The following is a 17,072-nucleotide window of genomic DNA, read 5'->3' on the forward strand; positions in this document are numbered from 1 at the left end:
ATCACTGGGTCGTGCGGGCGGTCGCGCAGTCGGGGCAGGTGCCCCAGTAGACGACCTCCGCCTCGTCGACCACGAAACCGTGGTCGTCGGAGGCGGTGAGACAGGGTGCATGGCCGACGGCGCAGTCGACGTCGGCGATCGTGCCGCACGAGCGGCACACGACGTGGTGGTGGTTGTCCCCCACCCGCGACTCGTAGCGCGCGGTCGCCCGGGCCGGCTGGATGCGCCGCACCAGCCCGGCCTCGGTGAGCGCGCGCAGCACGTCGTACACCGCCTGGTTCGAGACCGTCGGATGATCGGCCCGGACCAGCTCGATCACCGTGTCGGTGTCGACGTGCGGGTGGTCGCGCAGGGCTGCGAGCACCGCCACTCGGGGCTTGGTCACCCGCAGGGAGACCGCCCGCAGCTGCGCCGCGAAGTCGGACGCCATGCGACGAACATAGCCCACTCTTCTGGAATTAATCCAGTTAATCCTCGACCCTGACCCCAGCCGACCCACGGATCGGCCACCGGGTGACCGACCGGCCACTCACCGGCTCGTCACCGCAGCCGGCCCAGCGGCACCGCGGCGGCCATCGCCGCCATGCCGGCGTCGTTCGGGTGCAGGTGGTCGCCGCTGTCGTACGCCGGGTCGAGGCGCAGCGGGTCGGCCCGGTCGCGCACGGCCGCGTCGAAGTCGACCACGGCGTCGTACTCCCCCGAGGTGCGGATCCAGTGGTTGAGGGCCGCACGCTTCCGCTCGTTCTCCGGCGACCAGAAGCCGAGCGTGTCGCCCCGGAACGGCAGGATCGTCCCGCCGATCGCGCGAAGCCCGGCCTCGTGCGCCCGGCCGACGAGCTGGCGGTGACCGAAGATCAGGTCGGCCGCCGAGACCACCTCCGAGGCCGGCGCGGTGGTGCCGGGGTGGCCCAGGTCGTTCACGCCGAGCAGCACGATGAGGAAGCGGGCGCCGGGCTGGGCGACCACGTCCCGGTCGAACCGGCGCAGGGCGCTGTGCCCGAAGTACGCCGCGAAGCCCACCGCGGGGGTGCCGGCCGGCGGGTGGGGATCGTGCAGCAGCCGGTTGCCGGAGATGCCGACGTTGGCGATGCCGCGGTCGATCCGGGCGGCGCGCAGCCGTGCGGCCAGCAGGTCCGGCCAGCGGTGGTTGAGGTTGTTCCCGGTGTTCGCCCCGTTGGTGATCGAGTCACCGAGGGTGACCACGGCCTGCCCCCGGCTGCGCACCGCGACACCGGACAGGAACAGGTACTGGGTGGTCCTGGCGACGGGGTCGACCGTGCGGGCGGCCGTCACGTCGCCGTCGGCGATGACGTTCTCCTGGAACGCGAACGCGGCCAGCGTGGTGACCGGCGTGCGGGCCGGCAGATAGAGGCTGACCACCAGGTCGCCACCCGGCGCGAGCCGCAGCGGCACCGGGTCGCTGACCAGCGGGGCGCCGGCCGGGACGGTCACGTCCGGGCGGCCACCGAAGGTGACCCGGCGGTCGGTGCCGGGCAGCGCGTCGGTGCTGGCGCCCTGCCCGGCCCGCACCGCGACGTGCACCGCGCCCACCCGCAGCGGGGTGGCGCCGAACTCGTTGGTCAGCCGGAGGCGCAGCTCGTCGCCACCGGCGCTGCAGTGCACGACGTGCCGGACCGTCTGCCGCTCCAGCACGGCGGGCGGGGTGGGCGGGATCGTGGTGGGCGCGGCGGCCCAGGTGGCGACCCAACCACGGCGGTCGCCGGCGGAGGCCGGTGCGGGCGCGCCGAGGCCGGCGGCGGTGACCGCGGCGCCGGAGGCCGCGGCCAGCAGTTCACGTCTGGTGGACAACGGGTTCCTCCTCCGTGGCGCGGCCGGCGGCGCGGTCGTCGCGGCGGCACCGATGTAGCGGAAGGCACGAATCCGTAACGTATAGTCGTATTTCGATATCGTCAAGGTCGGGGCGGCGCGGGCGCGGGCGCGGCCTTCGCGGCGTCGACAGGCGCCGCCGTATCCTCCTGGCGTGGGATTACGGTTCGCCACCCGCCCGTCCGACTCCGCCTGGGTCGACACCGTCTGGACCTGCACCAGCGAGCAGGTCGCGGAGATGACCTCCGTCGCGACGGCGTGCTGGGGTCTGCTGTTCTGGCGGCGCGAGGATCGGGCGTACGCGGCGGTCTCCGGGCCGGAGACCAGGACCCGGACGGCACCGGTGCCGGAGGGTGCGACCTTCGTCGGCATCGAGTTCGCCGTGGGCACCTCGCCACGGGCGGTACCCACGCCGGCCCTGGTCGACGCCGGCGCCGCACTGCCCGACGTCACGCGCCGGACCTTCCGGCTGGACGGGGTCCGCTGGGAGACGCCCGGCGTCGACGACGTCGAGGCCCTGGTCGACCGGCTCGTCCGGGCCGGGGCGGTGGTCCGTGACCCGCTGGTCGCCGAGCTGCGTCGAGGTCACCGGCCCGGGGTGTCCACGCGGACCGTCGAACGCCGGTTCCGCGCGGCGACCGGGCTCACCCAGGGCGCGGTACGCCAGATCGAACGCGCCCGCCGCGCGTCGGAGCTGCTGGCCGCCGGGGTCCCGGTCGCCGACGTCGTCGCCCGGCTGGGGTACTTCGACGAGCCGCACCTGGCCCGCGCGCTGCACCGGTACGTCGGACGTACGGCGGGGCAACTGCGCGCGGGCGCAGGCGGTGCGCTCGGCCTGGACGTGGGTCAGCCGGCCACGTCGTAGATCAGCTTGACGATGCCGTTCGGGTAGGCCGCGGACTCCCGCAGGCGCAACATCTGCTTGTCCTTGTCCGCCTCGCTGAACAGGCCCTTGCCGGCGCCGAGCAGGACGGGAAAGACGAGCAGGTGGTACCGGCTGATCAGGCCGGCGTCCGCCAGGCGGCGGGCAAGCTCCGCGCTGCCGTGGATGAAGATCGCCCCGCCCTCGCTCTTGCGGAGCGCGACGATGTCGTCGATCGAACGCAGGATCGTCGTCGGCCCCCATCCGTCGAGCAGGGCGTCCTCGGAGAGCGTGCCCGACACCACGTACTTGGGCAGTTCCTTGTAGGCGGCGTGGTCCTCGGAGTCGCGCCAGGTCGGGGCGAACGCCTCGTAGCTGCGGCGGCCGAACATCAGCGCCGTGGTGTCCGCGAGCTCCTCCTCCTTGAGCGAGAATGACTCGGGCAGGAACTCGACGTCCTTGACCACCCAGCCGCCGCTGCGATGGTCCTCGCCCGGCCCACCGCCCGGCGAGTCCACCACGCCGTCGAGCGACATGAACCCGGTGTAGACCAGATCACGCATATCTCTTGTTCTCCCCAATGCCGTGTGCCGACGTTCGACAGGCCCGCCACGATCCCGCCCGGGGGGCGGCGTCCGGACCGCCGCCGATGCTAGGCACCCGCCGGCCCCGCCGTCTTGTACGGAAACGACGGCGCGGCGTCCGGTCCCGCGCTCAGGGCAGCGGCACCACGTAGGAGTCGACCCGGGCGATGCGCCCGTCGCGGAAGGTGAACAGGTCGTTGAAGGCGAAGCGGAACGGGCCGTGTTCGACGCTGACGCCGCGGCCCTCGCCCGTGGTGACGACGACCGGGCCGTCCTCGTGGACGCGCTGGACGTCGAGCTCCGGACTGCCGGTGAAGGCGGGATTCTCGATCTCACCGTCGAACTCGGCCTTGCCGCGGGTCCTCCGGTGGCCGTGGATGACCCACTCGACGTCGTCGGTGAGGGTGGCCAGGATCCGCCGGTGATCGCTGGTGCGGAAGCCGGCGAAGTATTCCGCGACGAGGTCGCGCTGGGCGCTGCGGGTCATGGTGTGCTCCGTTCTGTGCTGGGCCGGTGGTGCCGCAGGTGTGCGGCGAGGCGGTCGAGGATCGAGGCGAGCCCGTCGGCCGCCTGGGCGGTCCGCAGTTCCGGCGGAAGTCGCCGCTGGTGCACGGTGAGGTGGGTGCCGTCGCCCGCGGGCCGCACGGTGACGGTCGTGCGCAGACCGGTGGTGGGCTCGTCGAACACCAGCTCGTGTGGCGGGTCGATGGTCACGTAGACGAACCGGAGCCGGCGGGTGGCGCCGCTCGGCGCGCGCGTGTCGAGCGCGAACTCACCGCCGGGGCGCAGGTCGACGGTGACCGACTCGGTGGGCACGGTGGCGTGCGACCCGCCCCAGAACGCCGCGATGCTCGCCGGCGAGGTGAAGGCGCCCCAGACGCGCGCGGGCTCCGCCGGGAGGTGCCGCTCGGCGATCAGCTCGTCGCCGCGCAGTTCACCGTTGCTCAACGTGCCGCTCCTGGTCGCGGAGGTGCTGTTCGAGGACGCCGAGCCGGTCGTCCCAGACGCGGCGCTGCTCGGCGATCCACCCGCCGAGCAGCGCCAGCTGGTCGATCCTGAGCCGGCAGGGCCGCCGGGCGCCCTCGCGGCGCTGCTCGACCAGGCCACACCGGCGCAGCACGCCGACGTGGTGGGAGATGGCCTGCTGGGTCAGGTCGAACGGCTCGGCCAGCTCGCCCACCGTGGCGTCGCTGTGCGCGAGGCGCGCCACCAGGGCGCGACGGACGGGGTCACCCAGGGCGGCGAAGGCCGCGCCGAGGTCGGCGGGCGGGTCGGTGAGGGCGGTGGCCATACCCCTGACCCTAATACAAACACTTATTTGTGCAAGCGTTCGTTTGTATTAGGTGGCAGCGCCGCCGCGACGTCGGCCGCGCCAGACCCGTTCGGGCGAGGTTGCCGACCGGCCTGCCCCCGCCCGAACGGTCGCGTCAGTTCACGGTTTGCGGGCGAGAACCCCGACGAAGGTGTGGTAGGTGTCGGTCTGCTCCGGAGCGGCCGCGCCCGGCTCCGGGCGCCACTCGGCCAGCGGCACCAGCCCGGGCTCCACCGGCGTCAGGCCGTCGACGAAGGTGAGGATCTCCTCGTCGGTGCGCCAGCGGCCGGTGCCGAGCGACTCGTTGAAGATCCGCTCGACCTCGCGTGCCTTCCGGGAACCCTCCGGGTCCCGCTCGCCCGGGTCCCTGAAGTGGGAGACCGCCACGTAGCTGCCGGACGGCAGGGCGTCGATCAGGGCCGCGGCCACCGCTCGCGGGTCCTCGTCGTCTCCGATGTGGTGCAGGATGGCGAAGAGCAGCAACCCGACGGGCCGGTCGAAGTCGAGGAATCGGCGCACGTCCGGGTGGTCCAGGATCTCCTGTGGAGACCGGATGTCGGCCTGGATCACCGTCGCGACGCCGTCCGCGGCGAGCAGGGCCCGCCCGTGCGCCAGCACGATCGGGTCATTGTCCACATACACCACCCGGGCCTTCGGGTTGTGCTCGGTGGCCACCTCGTGCACGTTGCCCTGGGTGGGCAACCCCGACCCGATGTCGAGGAACTGGTCGATGCCCGCCTCGGTGACGAGGAACCGGACCACCCGACGCAGGAAGGCCCGGTTCGCCTGGCCCGCCGCCGGCCCGTCCGGGGTGATCCGCAGGGCGTGCTCGGCGACCTTGCGGTCGACCTCGAAGTTGTCCTTGCCGCCCAGGAAATAGTCGTAGACCCGCGCGACGCTGGGAACGTTGGGGTCGATTCCGGGCGGTGCCGCCTTGTCACGGCTCACAGGGGTCTCCATTCAGGTCGGTCGGCACCCGCCGGAACCTGCGGACGGCTCCGGCGATGCCGGGAGTCTATCCATCTCCGCCGCTCCGTTGGTATCGCTCCCATCGAGCCTCGGTGACCAGGGCGATTGCCCGGCCGGGTACGCCGATCCGCCGACCCGACGGCGGCGACGACCGGCGGGGGCGGCGCGTTGCCGCCACCCCCGCCGGTGGTGCGTTACCGCGCCGCGCAGGTGAGCGTGGGTGTGGCGTTGGTGCCGCTCCACGCGCCGTTGAAGCCGAAACTGGTGCTGCCGTTGGCGCCCAGGGCGCCGTTGTAGCTGACGTTCGTGGCGGTGACCGACGATCCGCTGGAGGTCACCGTCGCGTTCCAGGCGCTGGTGATGCTCTGGCCGTTGGGCCAGGTCCAGTTCACCGTCCACCCGGAGATGGCGGCGTTACCGGCCCGCACGGTGACCTCGGCGCCGAAGCCACCGGACCACTCGTTGGTCTTGCGGTAGGTGGCGGTGCAGGCCCCGTTGCCGGCCGGCGGCGGCGTGGTCGGCGGCGGGACGGTCGGCGACGGGCTGGTCGGCGGCGGCGTGGTGGTGGGCGGCGGGTTGGTGCCGCCACCGCCGAAGATCACGTCGCTGCACAGGTAGTACGACTGGTCCAGGTGGGATGCCTGCCAGATGGTGTAGACGACGTGCCGCCCGGTGCGGGTGCCCGCGTTCACGTCGGTCTCGTACAGCCCGGTGGTCGGGTAGCTGCCGGTGCGCTTCACCAACTCCAGGCTGTTCCAGGTGAGTGGCTGGGTGGTCGGATCGAAGCCCTGCTTGGTGATGTAGACCAGCAGGTAGTCGGCGCCGTGCTTGGCGCCGTCGGTAAGCGTCAGCTTGAAGTTGTTCGGCATCGGCTTCGCGGTCCACGCACCGACCGCGTCCAGCGAGGCGTAGAAGCCGCCCTGGGTACGACCGCCACTGCACAGCTGACCGTCCGGAATGGCGGCCTGGTGGTTGCCGGCGACACCCTCGCGGTACAGGCCGTTCCAGTTCCACATCGTGTTCGGGTTGGCCTGCCAGGCCTGCCAGCACATCGGGTCGCTCTGGGCCATGGCGGGGTTGAGGTGGTCCGAGCCCCAGCGCTCCCAGCAGCCGTAGTTGCGCGACGGCGGGTTGGTCACGGATCCGTGCGCCGAGGCCGGGCCGGCCTGGTTGACGACGACCATCGTGAACGCGGCGGCGAGCACGGTGACCGCGCCGATTCCCAGACGGCGTGCTGTTCGTGAGAGTTTCATCAATGCTCCAGTTGGTCCGCCGACGCCGGTTTCGCTCGCCGGGATGCCCAACCCGTCGAGGAGCCCACGCCTGGCGGTTTCAGACGAAAATGGCGGGCGACAGCGCTGCGCTGCCCGCGACGACCTGACGGCTCCCAGCCGCGAGCGTACTCGGTTGATCGGGATGTGTCGATATGGGCGGACCGCCGGGTGGCGGCCATGACGGCGGCCTCGGACACCGGGCGGCGGCGGGGTCCGTGACAGGCGGCTAACCTGGCCGCACGAGCGACCGGGGGGAGGATCGGTGGCGGGAGATCTCGACGAGGCGGCGTCGATCTTCGCCGGGGTGCGGCCGCGCCTGTTCGGGATCGCCTACCGGATGCTCGGCAGCGCCAGCGAGGCCGAGGACCTGGTGCAGGAGGTCTGGCTGCGCTGGCAGGCGACGGACCGCGCGGTGGTGGCCAACCCCGGCGCGTTCCTGGCCACGACCACGACCCGGCTGGCGATCAACGAGCTGCGCTCGGCGCGGGCCCGGCGCGAGACGTACCTCGGGCCGTGGCTGCCGGAGCCGGTCGACACGAGCGCGGACCCGTTCCTGGGCGCCGAGCGCGGGGAGGCGCTGGAGCTCGCGGTGCTGCTGCTGATGGAGCGGTTGACGCCGCACGAGCGGGCGGCGTACGTGCTGCGCGAGGCGTTCGACTACCCGTACCCGCAGCTCGCCGAGGTGCTGCGGTCCACGGAGCCGGCGGTCCGCCAGCTGGTCAGCCGGGCGCGCCGGCACATCGCCGCCGAGCGCCGGGCCCCGGTGCCGGAGGCCGCCCAGCGGCAGCTGCTGGTGGCCTTCGTCGACGCCGCCCGCGGCGGTGATCTCGCCGCGCTGGAGCGGCTGTTCGCGGCCGACGCGGCGAGCATCTCCGACGGCAACGGGGCGCGGCGGACCGCCCGCAAGCCGATCGTCGGGGGCGCGCAGGTGGCGCGGTTCGTCGCGACGGTCTCGACCTGGTTCTGGGCCGGTGTGGACGTGCGGCGGGTCACCACGAACGGGCAGACCAGCGTGGTGCTGCGCCGGGACGGCGAGCTGTTCGGCATGATCACGGTCGCCGGTTCCGCGGCCGGCATCGATCGACTGCTGTGGATGATGAACCCCGCCAAGCTCACCGCCTTCGCTGCTGTCACGCCCGAGCCGCCCGCCCGGTCATAGCTGCCGACAGCGAGGGACAAGGGGGACGACCGTGGGCACGATGCCGAACGTCGACGCCGCGGCGGGGGTCCGGGCGCACGATGCCCGCCGGCCCTGACGAGGCCGTACGCCGGCTCGCCGCCGCCTGCCACCCGGGCGACGCCGACGCGATCGAGGCCGCCCTGCACCCGGACGCCGTCGCGGTGTCCGACAGCGGCGCTCCGGCGCCGGCGGCGGCCCAGGCGGCGCGGGGCGCGGCCGGGGTGGCCCGGCTGCTGCGCGCGCTGCTGCCCGGCACCGACGTGACCACCGAGAGCGTCAACGGTCGCGCCGGGCTGGTGCTGCGCCGGGCCGGCGTCGCCGTCGCCGTGATCGCCGTCAGCCACGACGAGGCCCGGGCCACGGCCCTGTGGATCGTGCGGAATCCGGCGAAGCTGCGCGGCTGGCACCGCCGGTGAGCCCGCCGCCGACCTTCCCTCGTCGCGGGCTGACCGGCTCCCTCGCCACCTCGACGAGAGCGGCCGGATCCCCGGTGCGGGCGACCTCCCCGAACGCCGCGAGCAGCCGGAGTTGTTCCACGGGCGACGCCGGCCCGCCGGTGGCGGCGGTCAGCCGGACCCGGGCCCGCCGGAGCAGTTGGCGCGCGTTGGCGTCGGTCAGCCCGAGCGCGGCACCGATCTGCCGGTGCGGGAAGCCGAACGCCTCGCGGAGCAGGTAGGCGGCCCGCTCCCGGGGTGCGAGTCGCTCGACGAGCAGCCGCAGCGCGGCGCGTAGTTCCTCCGCCCGTTCCACCACCACCGTCGGGTCGTCGCCCCGGTCCGGGCGTTCCACCTGCCACGCGGGCGCCGCGCTGCGGTGGCGCACGTGCGCGGTCTGGATCGCGTTGATCGACAACAGGGTGGTGGTCCGGTAGAGGAAGGCCGGCACGTTGCGCACCTCGCCGCGATCCGAACGGTCCCAGCGCAGCCACGCGTCCTGCACGACGTCCTCGGCGTCGGTCTCGTCGCCGACGATGCGGCCGGCGATGCGCAGCAGCCGGTCGCGCACGTCGAGGAAGTCGGCGAGGTGTGGCGGGTGGGCACGGGGCCGGGCCGCCGGCCGGCGGGACCGCGCGGCGGCCTGGCGGGACGTGGCCTGCGCGGGGCCGGTGGATTCGAGCAGGGCTTCGGACATCGACGCCTCCTGGTCGGTGACTCTCGGTGATCTCGACGCTAGGAGCGCGTAGTGCGGATGCAGTGCCGAGGAAGTGCCGGCGTCAGTGACGGTCCAGTGATGTCGGCCGGTCGACGGCGACGACCCCGTCACCCGCGCCACGGTGTGGTCTGGATCACTTCGCGCTGCTGTCACACCCAGGAACGCGACCCTGTCTCGGCTCGTGGAACCGGAGAACGGAGGGCGACGTGCGAACCACTTTCTGGCCGCGCTGGCCGGCTCGGCAAGGCACGCCCGGCGCATGACCGACGTCCGGTTCACCATCCTCGGTCCGGTACGGGTCCAACGCGGCAGCACCGACCTCGACCTCGGCGGTCGCCAGCAGCGGCTCGTCCTCGCCCTGCTGCTGGCCCGGACCGGCTCGGTGGTCAGCGTGACCGAACTGGTCGACGCGGTCTGGGACGACGACCCACCGGCCAGCGCGGTGAACGTCGTGCACCGCTACATCGGCGCGCTCCGCCGGCTGATCGAACCGGAGCTGCCGGTCCGGGCCACCGGCCGGTACCTGATCCGGCAGGCGGCCGGGTACCAGCTCCGGGTCACCGCGGACTCACTCGACCTGCTGCGCTTCCGCGCTCTGCTGGCCCGGGCCCGGGAGGCGACCGACCCGCACCAGGCGGTACGCCTGCACGTCGAGGCGTTGTCGCTGTGGCAGGGCCGGTGCGCCGCGGGACTGGAACCGACCGCGCGTACCCACCCCACCTTCGTCGCGGTGCAGGCCGAGCGCGCCCAGGCCGTGCGGGACGCCGCCGACACGGCGCTGCGGACCGGGCAGGCAAGTGCCGTCATCCCCGTGCTGCGCCAGGCCACCGGCGACGATCCGCTGGACGAGGCGCTGCAGGCCCGGCTCGTGCTGGCCCTCGCCGCCGACGGCCGGCAGGCGGAGGCCGTCGACCTGTTCCGCGACATCCGCCGGCGGCTCCGCGACGAACTGGGCATCAGCCCCGGGCCGGAGCTGCTCGACGCGTACGACCGGATGCTGCACCAACGCACCGGACCCGGCACCGCCGCGCCGGCCCCGCCACCCCCGGCGCCGCCACCGCCCGCGCCGGCCCCCGCCCGACCCGACAACCGGGCCACCGCCGGTGCCGCGCCACCGATGGTCGGCCGGGACGCCGAACTGCGGGCCCTGCGTCGCCGGCTCGCCGACGCCGCCACCGGGCACGGGTCCACGCTGCTGGTGCACGGCATGGCCGGCGTCGGCAAGTCGGCGCTGCTGCGTACGGTCGCGGCCGACGCCGCGCAGCGCGGCTTCGTCGTCCTGTCGACGGCCGGGGTGGAGACCGAGCGGTGGTTCCCCTTCGCCGCCCTGCACCTGCTGCTCCAGCCGGTCACCCGACACATCGAGGACCTGCCGGAGGCGCACCGGCTGGCCCTGCGCGCCGCGTTCGGTGACGCCGGGAGCCAGCCGGACGCGCACCGGGTCGCCTTCGCGGTGCTGGAACTGCTCGTCGACCGGGCCCACCGGCAGCCGATCCTGCTGCTCTGCGACGACCTGCAGTGGTTCGACTCCCCCAGCCGGGAGGTGCTGGGCTTCGTAGCCCGGCGCACCCGGGACCACCCGATCCAGATGTTCGGCGCCGCCCGCACCGACGGTGCCGGCTGGCGCGGCACGCTGAGCCATCCCGACCTGCCCCTCGAACCCCTCGACCGGACGGCCGCCGCCGAACTCCTCGACGCCGGCGCGCCGGACCTGCCGCCGTCGGTACGGACGCTGATCCTGGACCGGTCCGCGGGCAACCCGCTCGCCCTGGTCGAACTGCCCAAGGCGGCCCAACAGGGTCCGCACCAGGGGATGCCCGACCTGCCGCTGACCCAGCGGCTGGAGGCCGCCTTCGCCGCCCGTACCGACGAGACGAGCGCCGCCTGCCGCACGTTCCTGCTCGTCCTGGCCGCCGAGCCGACCGCGCCGGTGAGCCAGCTGCTGGCGGTGTCCAGCCAGGTCGCCGGCGCGGCGGTGACCGAGGACGCGGTTCGCGAGGCCGTCGAGGCGGGGCTGGTCACCTTCGTCGAGCACCGGCCGGAGTTCCGGCACCCGCTGATGCGCTCCGCCAGCTACGAACGCGCCCCGCTCGCCGATCGGCTGGCCGTGCACCGCGCCCTGGCCGCGCTGCTCGACGACGTCCCGGAACGCCAGCTCACCCACCTCGTCGCGGCCACCCTCGGCCCCGACGACAAGCTGGCCGGCCGGCTCGAACGCTTCGCCGACACCGCGCAGGCGGTGGGCAAGGTCGCCGCGGCCGTACCGGCGCTGAGCCGGGCCGCGGGGCTGGTCACCGACCCCCGCCACCGGACCCGGATCCTGGTCCGGGCCGCCGAGCTGTCCAGCGACCTCAACGACCGCCACCAGACCCGGGCGCTGCTGGCCCGCGCGGACCTGCACGGGCTGGGCCCGGTCGAACGCGCCCGCCTGCTGCTCGTCTCCGACAACGCCGCGTTCGAACCGGACCAACCACACCGCCGGATCCGGGAGATGACCCGCGCCGCGGCCGGGGCGTACGACGACGGCGCCCGCGACGTCGCCGAGAACCTGCTGTGGCGGGCCGCGGCACGCTGCTTCTTCCAGGACGGCGACGCGCGGACCCGCGCCGGGACGGCCGCCGAACTGGACCGCTGGGACGCCGACCCGGACAGCGCCAACGTGCTGTCGGTACGGGCGTACACCGAGCCGTACCGGCACGGCGCCGACGTGATCGCCCGCCTCGCCCGCGCCACCCCGGACCCGCGGGGCGGCCGGAACCTGCACTTCCTCGGCACCGCCGGGATGGTCCTCGGTGACTTCACCCACGGCACCCGCTACCTGGAGCAGGCGTCGACGATCTGGCGCTCGCAGGGCCGCCTCGGTCTGCTGGCCCGGTCGCTTGCCGGCTCGTGGCCCCGGGTCTACCTGGGCCAGCTCGACCAGGCCCGGGCCGAGGCCGAGGAGGGCTACCTGCTGGCGAAGGAGACCGGGGAGACGATCGCCCTGCTGGGGCTGACCGTCACGGCGGCCCTGGTGGCGGCGCTGCGCGGGGAGACGGTGGCGGCGCGGCGGCTGGTGACGGAGCTGCGGGCCGCCGAGCTGTTCGGGCACATGCCCTTCGCCACCGTGATGGCGCAGCAGGTCGACGGCCTCCTCGCCCTGTTCGCCGGCCGCGCCGTCGAGGCGTACGACCTGCTCGCGCACGTCTTCGACCCGGCCGGCCCGCACCACCACTCGGTGAGCTGCTGGCTGGTGGCGCCGGACCTGGCCGACGCCGCGGTGGCCGCCGGTGCCGTCGGACCGGCGCGGAAGCTGCTGACCGACCTGCCCGAGCTGGCCCGGCTGCTGCCCTCGGAGATGATGTCGACGGCGCAGGCGTACACCGGTGCGGTGCTCGCTCCGGACGACGAGGCGGAGCGGCGCTACCGGGACGCGTTGGTCGCGCTGCCGGCCGGCTGCCGGCTGGCCCGCGCCCGGCTGCACCTGCACCACGGCCGGTGGCTGGGGGCGCGGCACCGCCGCGTCGAGGCCCGCGACCTGCTGCGCGCCGCCCGCGACGAGTTCGACCGGCTCGGCGCCCTGCCCTGGGCGGAGACGGCCCGGGGCCAGCTGCGGGCGTTCGGCGAGGTGAGCGGCCGGCGCCAGGCGAACATCAGCGAGCGGCTGTCCGCGCCGGAACTGCGGATCGCGACGCTGGCCGCGCAGGGGCTCAGCGATCAGGAGATCGCCGAGCGGCTGTTCATCTCCCACCGCACGGTCGGTGCGCAACTGGCGCAGATCTGCCCGCGGTTGGGGGTGACCGGCCGGGACGAGCTGGCCGCCGCGCTCGCCGTGGACGGCGACGGCCGGCACCCCGCGGGGGGTGCCGGCCGCCGGCCCGGCGGTCAGCGGGCGAGCCACTCCCGATAGCTGGTCTCCGCGAGGACCGCGCCCTCCGGCGCGGTCAGCACGTCGCCCGGCACCACGCCGAAGATGCCGGCGGTGGGGTCGACGACGACGGTCCGGGTGTCGCCGCCGGCGGCCAGGGCGACCCGGCCCCACTCGTCGAGCCGGAGCACCTCCGGGCCGGCCACGTTCCGGACGCCGTTGAGCGGGGCGCCCACGGCGGCCCGGGCCACCGCCTTCGCCACGTCGGCCGAGGCCATCGGCTGCACCGGCGTGGCGGGCAGCCGTACGGTGTCGCTGTCGCTGGTCCAGGACATGATCGCGCCGATGAACTCGTAGAACTGGGTGGCCCGGACGATCGTGTACGGCACCGGGCCGGCCCGCAGGATCTCCTCCTGGAGCACCTTGGCCCGGTAGTAGGGGTCCGGCACCTGGTCGACCCCGACGATGGAAAGGATCACCACGTGGCCGACCTGCTCCCGCTGCGCCGCCGCCAGCAGGTTCTCCATCGACGTGCGGAAGAAGTCGGCCGACTTCTCGTCGAAGGTGGGCGAGTTGGTCAGGTTCAGCGCCACGTCGGCGCCCTTGAGCCCGGCGTCCAGACCCTCGCCCGTGAGCAGGTCCACCCCGTTGGACGGGGACAGCGGCACCGCCTCGTGACCATGCTGCTGAAGCATCGTGACAGCCTGCGACCCGATGAGCCCGGTACCACCCAGCACGGCGATCTTCATTTCCTCACACCCTCGTCTCGGTCGGGTTGCCGGGGGCGTTCGCCCGCGACACCAGCTAGGACCGGGCAGCCGCACCGGTTGTGACGCCACCCGCCCCGATCGCCCGGTGCCGGTCGTCACAGGGTCCGCCGGCAGGCAGCGGGCGGCGATCCGGTAGCCGCTCGCCCGGCGACGTCAGCCAGGACCGGGCAGCAGCACCGGATGTGACGGGCCGTTCCGGTCACCGGCCACCCGGGATGTCCGGGCTCCGGCCGGCTGAGTACGGCGACTCAGGCGGCGACGAGGGGCCGTCCATACGTTGGACCCATGACTTCCACGAGTGACCTCGACGGCCCGAACGGGACCGCGCGGACGTCGCGGCGCCGGCCGTGGCTGGTCGGCCTGGTCGCGGTCGCCGCGGCGGCCGTGACGACGCTGGCCACGGCGACCGCGTACGTCGTGACGCATGCCGGGAATCGGTCGCCCGCCCCGGGCGCGCTCACGGTGGACGTGCACGCGGTGGACGAGTCGATCAGCACGGTGGTGGACCCGGCCGACCGGCCCGGCGTCCTCGGCCGGTTCTTCGGGATGTGCGACGCCGACACCTACTACCTGGAGGTGGACGGCACCGGGTCGTGCCTGGTACTAAGCGGCTCGCTGGGCAGGGTGCGGGTGACCAGCACCGGCCACGGCGTCGAACTCGACGCCGCCCAGGCGGCCACGGTCCGGGACCTGGTGCGGCGTGCGGAGAGCGACGGTTCCACCCGGGCCAGCCGGCTGCTGCTCGAGTACGACGGCGGCTGGGCGGGGCTGGTCGACGTCGCCGAGCTGAGTGCCGGTGGACCGGTGACCGGCCGCGCCGTCGGCTGAACCCGGGCCGTGGCGCGGGACGGGCGCGGACCAGGGCGACATGCCTGATCGGAAACGGTCACGCACGATACGGGTGTCGCCGCCGAACGGGCCGGCGACCCGGCTCCGGAGGCGCCGTTGGACGCCCGCGGCAAGGCGTTCGCATTCCGGTCGCCGGCAGTCGGTTACGGTCGGCGGGTGGGGGCCCCCACGCCGAAGACCCGTCGATTACGGTGGAGGCGGCACCGCTTCCCGCCAATGCCTGCCCGGACGTGCGGTTCTCACAACGTAAGGCTCGGTTGGCAATTTGCAGAACGGCACGCCAGCACCGCTGCCCGGCGCCCCGTTCACCATTCCGGGTAATTGACATGCGTAAATCTTGACTTCCCGGATCCGGTGCCGCACCGTGAAGGTGTCCGGCGGTACGCGGACCGCCCGGATGCGATTGACGATTTCGGTCGTCGATCCGGTGATTCGGGAGGCGGTCATGCGCTTGGATCCGTTTGCCGGGGCCTATCTGGCCGACCCGGCGCACGTGTGGCGGCGGCTCCTCGACGGCCCCGGCGGGGTGCACCACGACGAGGACCTCGGACTCTGGCTGATCACGGGCCACGCCGACGTACGGCGAGCCCTCGGCGACGCCGCGACCTTCGGCAACGCCCTCACCCTCGCGCCGGTCTACGACGTCTGCCCGCAGGCGATGGACATCATCGTGCAGATCGACGCGCCACCCACCACCGCCGCCGCGGACCCGCCGGTGCACCCACGGACCCGCCGGGCGCTGCGGGCCACGTTCGCCAACACCCCCGAGCGGGTGGCCCGGCAGTACGGCCCGATCGTCGCCCGCCGGGTCGACGAGCTGGTCGCCCGGCTCGCCACCCGCGCCGGCCGGCCCGTCGACCTCGTCCCGGAGTTCACCGCCGAGCTGCCGCTGCTGGTGCTGCTGGACATCCTCGGCGTACCCGACGAGGACATCGGGCGGATCCGGGCCTGGGCGGACGGCCAGATCGCGCTGATCTGGGGGCGGCCGGACCCGGCCGAACAGGTCCGACTCGCCCGCGACCTGCTCGCGTTCTGGCACTACTGCCAGGAGCTCGTCCGCGGCCGGCTCGACCGCGGCCGGTACGGCGACGGCTACGTCGACCGCCTGCTGGCCTACCGCGACGGCCACGACGAGGAGCTCACCGTCACCGAGGTGGCGAGCATCGTGTTCAACCTCCTGGTCGCCGGGCACGAGACCACCGCGGGGCTGCTCGCCCACGCGCTGGACCAGGCACTGTCCGAGCCGGACCGCTGGCGGACGCTGGCCGCGGAACCGGACCGGATTCCCGGCTTCCTCACCGAGACGTTGCGGTTCGCGCCCGCCATCGACGGGTGGCTGCGGGTGACCAACCGGCCGGTGACCCTCGGCGGCGCCGACATCCCGGCCGGGGCGCGCTGCCTGCTGCTGATCGGCGCGGCCAACCGGGACGGCGCGGTCTTCGCCCACCCGGACCGGTTCGACCCGGAGCGCCCCGACGTGCAGGACCACCTCTCCTTCGGGCACGGTCCGCACTTCTGCATCGGGGCGGCGCTGGCGCGACTGGAGGCGGAGACCGCGCTCGGGCGGCTCGTCGAGAGCCTGCCCGGGTTGCGCCTGGCACCCGGATACGACCGGTCGTTCCGGCCCAACGTGGCGTTCCGCGCGCACCGTGCCCTGCCCGTGGTCGTCGACGTGCCGGCGGGCGCCGCCGGCTGGTCGGTGCCGGCCGCCGAACTGCCGGCGGCGTGACCGGCGCCCCCGGGCCGCGGGTCGACCGGTGGGCGGGGCCCGCGCGGGCGGCCCGGCGAGCCGCGACGGCGTACGGTCCGGGTCGCCGCCGGCCACCGCGACGACCACTCAGCGCAGTGACGTCTTCACAGCCGGCGCTGAATGGGTTAAGAATTGTCCCCTGCGAATGTCTGGTCATCGTCCGACCGTTGGCCGACGTCCACGCCGTCGCCGGCGCGGCGTCGTGAAGGTGAGCACATGGATCGCCCGCCCCCGTCCAGCGCCGCTCACGCCGGTGCCAGCGATCGGTTCCGGCTGGAACTTCGTCGCTGGCGGACCGGGCAGGGGCTGACCCAGCGGGCGCTGGCGGAGCGGGTGCGGTTCAGCCGGGAGACGGTCGCCGCGGTCGAGGCCGGCCGCCGGTTCGGCAGCCACGAGTTCGCAGTCCGCTGCGACGAGGTGCTCGGTGCCGACGGGCGGCTCCTGGCCCTGTGGCCCAAGGTCGCGGCGGAGCAACTCGCCGCCGACGGCCGGCGCGGGCCCCGGGCCGTGCCGCTCGAGATGCCGGCCCCGGTGCCGCCGCCCCGGCGCGACGCGCGCGATCCCGAGGTGGTGGTGGCGGCGATCGACGAGCTGCGGGAGCTGATCGGGCAGGTGCTCGCCCAGCCGGAGCCCGACGCGCCACCTCCGCCGCCCGGGCCGCGCTGACCTGCGAGCCCACCCGGCACGGTCGGCGAT

Annotated in this window: 17 protein-coding genes; 7 read left to right on the plus strand and 10 right to left on the minus strand. The window is 74.1% G+C overall.

The window, feature by feature from the left end; translation table 11 throughout:
• Nucleotide 1 precedes the first annotated feature (1 nt).
• Together K7640_RS02405 and K7640_RS02410 are read right to left on the minus strand one after the other, a co-directional pair.
• Nucleotides 2-430, minus strand: coding sequence for a Fur family transcriptional regulator (locus K7640_RS02405; RefSeq protein WP_222952978.1), 429 nt, complete (start codon nucleotides 428-430; stop codon nucleotides 2-4).
• A gap of 110 nt (nucleotides 431-540) precedes the next feature.
• Nucleotides 541-1,809, minus strand: a complete 1,269-nt coding sequence (locus K7640_RS02410) for an SGNH/GDSL hydrolase family protein (RefSeq protein ID WP_222952979.1) — start codon at nucleotides 1,807-1,809, stop codon at nucleotides 541-543.
• A 172-nt stretch (nucleotides 1,810-1,981) separates the two neighbouring features.
• Between K7640_RS02410 and K7640_RS02415 the strand changes: the two genes are divergently transcribed.
• The gene (locus tag K7640_RS02415) at nucleotides 1,982-2,692 is read left to right on the plus strand and encodes a helix-turn-helix domain-containing protein (RefSeq protein WP_222952980.1); all 711 of its coding nucleotides are present in this window, start codon (nucleotides 1,982-1,984) and stop codon (nucleotides 2,690-2,692) included.
• Here K7640_RS02415 and K7640_RS02420 read toward each other — a convergent pair.
• From K7640_RS02420 to K7640_RS02445, 6 genes are all read right to left on the minus strand, one after another.
• Entirely contained in the window at nucleotides 2,674-3,252 is a 579-nt protein-coding gene (locus tag K7640_RS02420) for a dihydrofolate reductase family protein (protein WP_222952981.1), read from the minus strand. The genes K7640_RS02415 and K7640_RS02420 overlap by 19 nt on opposite strands.
• Nucleotides 3,253-3,403: 151 nt before the next feature.
• Complete coding sequence (locus tag K7640_RS02425) at nucleotides 3,404-3,760, minus strand: nuclear transport factor 2 family protein (RefSeq protein WP_222952982.1); 357 nt, start codon at nucleotides 3,758-3,760, stop codon at nucleotides 3,404-3,406.
• The gene (locus tag K7640_RS02430; RefSeq protein ID WP_222952983.1) at nucleotides 3,757-4,221 is read right to left on the minus strand and encodes an SRPBCC domain-containing protein; all 465 of its coding nucleotides are present in this window, start codon (nucleotides 4,219-4,221) and stop codon (nucleotides 3,757-3,759) included. Before K7640_RS02430 ends, K7640_RS02425 begins: the two co-directional genes overlap by 4 nt.
• Nucleotides 4,208-4,564: a helix-turn-helix transcriptional regulator gene (locus tag K7640_RS02435; protein WP_222952984.1), complete on the minus strand. Its 357-nt coding sequence runs from the start codon at nucleotides 4,562-4,564 to the stop codon at nucleotides 4,208-4,210. The genes K7640_RS02430 and K7640_RS02435 overlap by 14 nt, the downstream gene beginning before the upstream one ends.
• Nucleotides 4,565-4,705: 141 nt before the next feature.
• Entirely contained in the window at nucleotides 4,706-5,533 is an 828-nt protein-coding gene (locus K7640_RS02440; RefSeq protein ID WP_222952985.1) for an SAM-dependent methyltransferase, read from the minus strand.
• Nucleotides 5,534-5,748: 215 nt separating this feature from the next.
• Nucleotides 5,749-6,807: a lytic polysaccharide monooxygenase gene (locus tag K7640_RS02445; RefSeq protein ID WP_222952986.1), complete on the minus strand. Its 1,059-nt coding sequence runs from the start codon at nucleotides 6,805-6,807 to the stop codon at nucleotides 5,749-5,751.
• Nucleotides 6,808-7,090: 283 nt separating this feature from the next.
• On the opposite strand from K7640_RS02445, the gene K7640_RS02450 reads away from it, so the two are divergent.
• A complete protein-coding gene (locus K7640_RS02450) occupies nucleotides 7,091-7,987 on the plus strand; it encodes an RNA polymerase sigma-70 factor (RefSeq protein ID WP_222952987.1) in 897 nt (298 codons plus the stop codon).
• An 80-nt stretch (nucleotides 7,988-8,067) separates the two neighbouring features.
• On the plus strand, nucleotides 8,068-8,424 hold the full coding sequence (locus tag K7640_RS02455) for a nuclear transport factor 2 family protein (protein ID WP_222952988.1): 357 nt from the start codon (nucleotides 8,068-8,070) through the stop codon (nucleotides 8,422-8,424).
• On the opposite strand, the gene K7640_RS02460 is transcribed toward K7640_RS02455, so the two are convergent.
• Nucleotides 8,345-9,139 carry a sigma-70 family RNA polymerase sigma factor gene (locus K7640_RS02460; RefSeq protein ID WP_222952989.1) on the minus strand — a complete coding sequence of 265 codons (795 nt, stop codon included), beginning with the start codon at nucleotides 9,137-9,139 and terminating at the stop codon, nucleotides 8,345-8,347. The two genes, K7640_RS02455 and K7640_RS02460, sit on opposite strands and share 80 nt — an antisense overlap.
• Nucleotides 9,140-9,419: 280 nt before the next feature.
• Here K7640_RS02460 and K7640_RS02465 point away from each other — a divergent pair, with 280 nt between their 5' ends.
• Nucleotides 9,420-13,049, plus strand: a complete 3,630-nt coding sequence (locus K7640_RS02465; protein WP_222952990.1) for a BREX system ATP-binding domain-containing protein — start codon at nucleotides 9,420-9,422, stop codon at nucleotides 13,047-13,049.
• Here the strand turns inward: K7640_RS02465 and K7640_RS02470 are convergent.
• On the minus strand, nucleotides 13,025-13,702 hold the full coding sequence (locus K7640_RS02470; RefSeq protein WP_308042419.1) for an NAD(P)H-binding protein: 678 nt from the start codon (nucleotides 13,700-13,702) through the stop codon (nucleotides 13,025-13,027). The two genes, K7640_RS02465 and K7640_RS02470, sit on opposite strands and share 25 nt — an antisense overlap.
• A 360-nt stretch (nucleotides 13,703-14,062) precedes the next feature.
• Here K7640_RS02470 and K7640_RS02475 point away from each other — a divergent pair, with 360 nt between their 5' ends.
• From K7640_RS02475 to K7640_RS02485, 3 genes are all read left to right on the plus strand, one after another.
• Nucleotides 14,063-14,605 carry a hypothetical protein gene (locus K7640_RS02475; RefSeq protein ID WP_222952992.1) on the plus strand — a complete coding sequence of 181 codons (543 nt, stop codon included), beginning with the start codon at nucleotides 14,063-14,065 and terminating at the stop codon, nucleotides 14,603-14,605.
• A 466-nt stretch (nucleotides 14,606-15,071) separates the two neighbouring features.
• Nucleotides 15,072-16,355, plus strand: coding sequence for a cytochrome P450 (locus K7640_RS02480; RefSeq protein WP_222952993.1), 1,284 nt, complete (start codon nucleotides 15,072-15,074; stop codon nucleotides 16,353-16,355).
• 237 nt (nucleotides 16,356-16,592) lie between these two features.
• Nucleotides 16,593-17,042: a helix-turn-helix transcriptional regulator gene (locus K7640_RS02485; protein ID WP_222952994.1), complete on the plus strand. Its 450-nt coding sequence runs from the start codon at nucleotides 16,593-16,595 to the stop codon at nucleotides 17,040-17,042.
• The last annotated feature ends 30 nt before the right edge of the window (nucleotides 17,043-17,072 follow it).

The sequence above is a fragment of the Micromonospora sp. PLK6-60 genome (assembly GCF_019890675.1).
Taxonomy (GTDB): domain Bacteria; phylum Actinomycetota; class Actinomycetes; order Mycobacteriales; family Micromonosporaceae; genus Micromonospora.